Here is a 4,591-nt window from a genome sequence, read left to right as displayed (position 1 = left end):
AGGAAGAGGGAAGAAGTAAATATTTAGTCATTATTCAGAAGGAAGAGGGAAGAAGGAAGAAATAAGAAGGAAAAATTTAATCATTATTTGATATTCAACATCAAGATTAATTAAAAAAAGCAGAAGTTTTACAGATACGGGTACATCTCAATGCAAGAATAAAGCCAAAAAATTATCGCTTTTAGGCAACAGGCAACAGGCAACAGAAAATATATAGGAAAAAAGTATTTTTGCAAATATGAGATGCACCCACAGATACCTGCCATATTAATTTTTTTGAAAATATCATGTCCGGATAATTCGTGATAAAAAACTTTCTCTTTTTCCTCCTCTTTATTCTTTCTTCTTCTTTCTTTCCTCCTGACTCCTGACTCCTGACTCCTGACTCCTCCGTCAAGTATTCAACCGGAGATGATATAACGCATTCCTGGTAACTGAGTAACTAACCCTAATAACTCCAACTGTAATAAAGAACTAGAAACATCTGCTGGTGATAAACCTGTTGCTTGTACAACTAAATCTAAATGAATAGCTTCATTAGAAATATGTTGAAAAACCTTCGCTAAAAGAGGTTGTAAATCTGGAATAGAATCCCGACTTTTCTCCTCAAATAAAGATAATTGTTCGGAAGGTTCTACCACATCAATATCTAACGGTGGTATTGCTCCTAACATTTCTAATAACTTATCCATAGTAATCGGAATTACCTCTGCACCATGATTAATTAACTGCAAACAACCATGAGATTTTTCGTCATCTAAACGAGCAGGTAAAACATACACATCTCGACAAAATTCATTTGCCATATCTGCAGTAATTAAAGCACCCGATCTTTGGGGAGCTTCCATCACTAAAACTGCCCTACTTAATCCTGCAATAATTCTGTTACGTTGGGGAAAATGTTTAGAGTTTGGTTTCGTACCTGCCGGATATTCACTCACCACCAACCCCTGTTTTATCACTTTTTCAGCAAGAGTTTTATTTTCCTTGGGATAAACTGTATCAACCCCATTACCAAAAACAGCAATTGTTCGCCCCCCTGCTTCTAAACAAGCACTATGTGCCTCAGCATCAATTCCCATAGCTAGTCCAGAAACAATAGTAAATCCACTTTTTGCCAAGGTCGAACTTATTTTCCTTGTCCAACGACGACCATATTCAGTGGGGTAACGAGTACCGACTATTCCTACCGTCGGAGTAATACCTAGAACTTCTTGGGGGTCAACTATGCCTCGATAATATAGCAGAGCAGGCGGTGTCGGAATTTCTTGCAAAAGACGTGGATAGTCTGGGTCTGCTGGAGTCCAGAAATTAGGATTTTTCGCCGTGTGTTCTTCTATTAGTTGTTTTGGGTCCAGACGCGATCGCTCTTCCACTACTTTCTCTATCTTCTGACGGCCAAATCCTGGTACTTGGCCTAATTCTTTGGGGCTGGCCGTCCAAGCTATTGCCAAAGTCTCGAATTGTTGTTTGAGTCGTTGTAGAGCTATTGGACCTATACCACTGATTTTTGCCCATGCCAACCAGTAGGCACGTTCTTCTATCAATTATTTCTCCTATTAAGCAATGGTTGTTTCTACAGCACTTTTCAAGTTGATGAACCACATCTTCACAAACAAAAACCTTGTAGGGATGTTCCATGGAACGTCCCTACTGTGGTCTACCCAAATGAAAGTCGCTGTAAACTTATTTTAGGGTTTCCCGCTCTCCCAGCATTTATAGCAGAAAGCAGAAGGAAAAATATTGTTTTGTCTATAATCTAAAAAATATTTGATTGATTTTTTATTCAATTTATTATTGACGTTTTGTTCAACATTGATTAAAATATAAATAGGACTTACGCAGATACGCTATATATAGTACTTTTAATTATTGGACAATAGTTACTGGACTCTATACATAGTGTCTGTGCGTAAGTCCTGAGAACATAAACTGATGGTGAACCTCAGACAGGGAAATGTTTTTCCACCTATTCCCTGTTCCCTGTTCCCTGCTATAAAGCTTTCAAACCTAACTAATTTATCTAATTGGTAGCAGCTAATTTATAGGCTGAAACCGAGGGATTTTCTGTGGAAATTTTGTCAAAAATTGGAGAAAAAATATGACTAATAATATAGAAGTAGTATTCAGCTTTGACACAACTGGCAGTATGTATCCTTGCCTAACTCAAGTACGCCGAAAAATCCAAAATACAGTAACTCGATTAATGTTAGAAATTCCTGGTATTAGAATTGGAATTATTGCTCATGGAGATTATTGCGATCGCCACTCTACTTATGTGACAAAACGATTAGAATTATCCCAAAATATTGATGCTATTTGTAACTTTGTAGAAAGGGTAGGAAAGACAGGTGGTGGAGACGCGCCAGAATGTTATGAATTAGTATTGCATCAAGCTCAATCTTTTGCTTGGACTCGGAAAGCAACCAAATCTTTAGTATTAATTGGAGATGATATTCCTCATCCACCTAGTCAAAATCCTCAGAAGTTAAATTGGCGAGAAGAAGTTAATAAATTATCAGATATGGGAATTATAATTTATGGCGTACAAGCATTAAATCGTCGTCATGCCACAATTTTTTATCAAGAATTGGCAGAAAAATCTGGTGGTTTTCATATCAAGTTAGACCAATTTGCTTATATTAATGATTTATTTTTAGCAGTTTGTTATCAACAATCTTCAGATGAAGAGCTGCAAAATTATGAACAATAAATTGTAGATATGGGGCGAATGAATCGTGTTTTAAATCAAATTTTTAATACCATGTTAAATCGAGAAGAAACGAGTGTTTATGAGTCAGCATATTTGCGAGTTGTTACGCCGGGAAGGTTCCAAGTTTTAGAAGTGGATGAGAATAAACCAATTAAAAACTTTGTCTTAGAAAATGGTTTAACTTTTAACAAAGGGCGTGGTTTTTATGAATTTACGAAGACCGAAACTATTCAAAGGAAAAAAGAAATTATTTTAATGGTTCGAGCAACAGGAGATTTATTTCAGGGAGAAGCTGCGCGGGAAATTTTAGATTTGCCTCATGGTACAACGGTGCGAATTAAACCTAATAACTTGGAGAAATATGTGGTGTTTGTTCAGAGTACGTCGGTGAATCGTAAATTAATTGGTGGAACTCGTTTTTTGTATGAAGTTGAAGATTGGAGTCGGTAAGAAGGAAGAAGGAAGAAGTAATATCATGTCCGGTAGCATCAGTATTGTATAGCGAAGGTAAGGAAGAAGGAAGAGGGAAGAAGGAAGAAGGCTTAAAAGCTTGAAAAAACCTAAATTTCCTGTAGATATTCACCCTTGGATTTACACAAACGATACCAGCGGACATGATATAAGAAGGAAGAAGCTATTGGTAGTGGACTGTTTCATCTTAAATGTTGCAATAGATTTTTCTCCCTTGTCTTCCTTGTCTTCCTTGTCCTCCTTGTCCTCCTTGTCATCCTTGTCCTCCTTGTCATCCTTGTCCTCCTTGTCATCCTTGTCATCCTTGTCTTGCCACAACCAAAAATTAACGCACTATTATTGTTTTGCAACGACAGCAACAACAAAATTTGGGTGAGGATGCCTTGGGAATACTCTTGCAAGCGCGGGATGAAGATGGAAATAGTTTACCTTTGGATGAACTCAAAGACCAAATATTATTATTGCTATTTGCTGGCCACGAGACATTAACTTCAGCGATCGCTTCTTTCTGTCTATTAGTAACTCAAAACCCAAATGTACTTACTCGCGCTCGTGAAGAACAAAAACAATTTTCTCCCACTGAACCCCTAACTACAGAAAGTCTGAAACAAATGACCTATCTAGAACAAGTTCTCAAGGAAGTATTGAGATTAATTCCACCTGTGGGGGGTGGGTTCCGACAAGTAATTCAAGACTGTGAATTTGGTGGATATTCTATTCCAAAAGGTTGGTTAATTCAGTATCAAATTGGTAAGACTCAACAGGATGAAACTCTCTATCCAGAACATAAAAATTTTGACCCCGACCGTTTTGCCCCAGAAAATGCTGTAGATAAACAAAAAATATTTGGTTATATTCCCTTTGGCGGTGGGATGCGCGAATGTTTAGGTAAAGAATTTGCTCGCTTAGAAATGAAGATTTTTGCCGCCAAGTTGTTACGAAGTTATGAATGGGAGCTTCTACCAGAACAAGATTTAAGTCTAGTTGCAGTACCAACACCTAATCCCCGTGACGGTTTAAAAATAAAATTATGGCATTTGGATAGATAAAGATTGAGACTATAGCGCTACGCATTAAGGTGTTTGACATGAATAGAAGCTGAAACCCTTTTGTATTCCCCTATTGCCTGTTGCCTTGCGCTATAGGATTTAATCTTTATGTAGTAGGGAACAGGTAACATTGGTGCGACCCCGCATCGGTGAACACTTCCCACACTTCCCACACTTCCCACACTTCCCACACTTCCCACACTTCCCACACTCCCCACACTTCCCACACTTCCCACACTTCCCACACTTCCCACACTTCCCACACTTCCCACACTCCCCACACTTCCCACACTTCCCACACTTCCCACACTTCCCACACTTCCCACACTTCCCACACTTCCCACACTTCCCACACTTC

6 protein-coding genes are annotated in these 4,591 nt (G+C 38.4%); 3 read left to right on the top strand and 3 right to left on the bottom strand.

The features are described from left to right. Positions 1-401 precede the first annotated feature (401 nt). Complete coding sequence (dprA, locus tag D5R40_RS30585; protein ID WP_124147802.1) at positions 402-1,547, bottom strand: DNA-processing protein DprA; 1,146 nt, start codon at positions 1,545-1,547, stop codon at positions 402-404. A 554-nt stretch (positions 1,548-2,101) separates the two neighbouring features. On the opposite strand from dprA, the gene D5R40_RS40320 reads away from it, so the two are divergent. Both D5R40_RS40320 and D5R40_RS40315 read left to right on the top strand, forming a co-directional pair. Then, complete coding sequence (locus D5R40_RS40320) at positions 2,102-2,713, top strand: vWA domain-containing protein (protein WP_240039209.1); 612 nt, start codon at positions 2,102-2,104, stop codon at positions 2,711-2,713. 18 nt (positions 2,714-2,731) lie between these two features. Then, positions 2,732-3,163 (top strand): hypothetical protein, encoded by a 432-nt coding sequence (locus D5R40_RS40315; protein ID WP_240039210.1) that lies wholly within the window; start codon positions 2,732-2,734, stop codon positions 3,161-3,163. 141 nt (positions 3,164-3,304) lie between these two features. Here the strand turns inward: D5R40_RS40315 and D5R40_RS30575 are convergent, their stop codons facing one another. Continuing rightward, on the bottom strand, positions 3,305-3,502 hold the full coding sequence (locus D5R40_RS30575) for a hypothetical protein (RefSeq protein WP_124147803.1): 198 nt from the start codon (positions 3,500-3,502) through the stop codon (positions 3,305-3,307). A 26-nt stretch (positions 3,503-3,528) separates the two neighbouring features. Between D5R40_RS30575 and D5R40_RS30570 the strand changes: the two genes are divergently transcribed. After that, positions 3,529-4,233, top strand: a complete 705-nt coding sequence (locus tag D5R40_RS30570; protein ID WP_338043267.1) for a cytochrome P450 — start codon at positions 3,529-3,531, stop codon at positions 4,231-4,233. A 17-nt stretch (positions 4,234-4,250) separates the two neighbouring features. Here the strand turns inward: D5R40_RS30570 and D5R40_RS36530 are convergent. Further along, positions 4,251-4,591, bottom strand: a 341-nt coding sequence (locus tag D5R40_RS36530; protein WP_240041688.1) for a hypothetical protein, incomplete at its 5' end; no start/stop codon positions are given.

The organism is Okeania hirsuta, from assembly GCF_003838195.1.
Lineage (GTDB): Bacteria > Cyanobacteriota > Cyanobacteriia > Cyanobacteriales > Microcoleaceae > Okeania > Okeania hirsuta.
The sequence above is the reverse complement of the archived record's forward strand: the minus strand, read 5'-3'. Positions and strand labels throughout refer to the sequence as shown.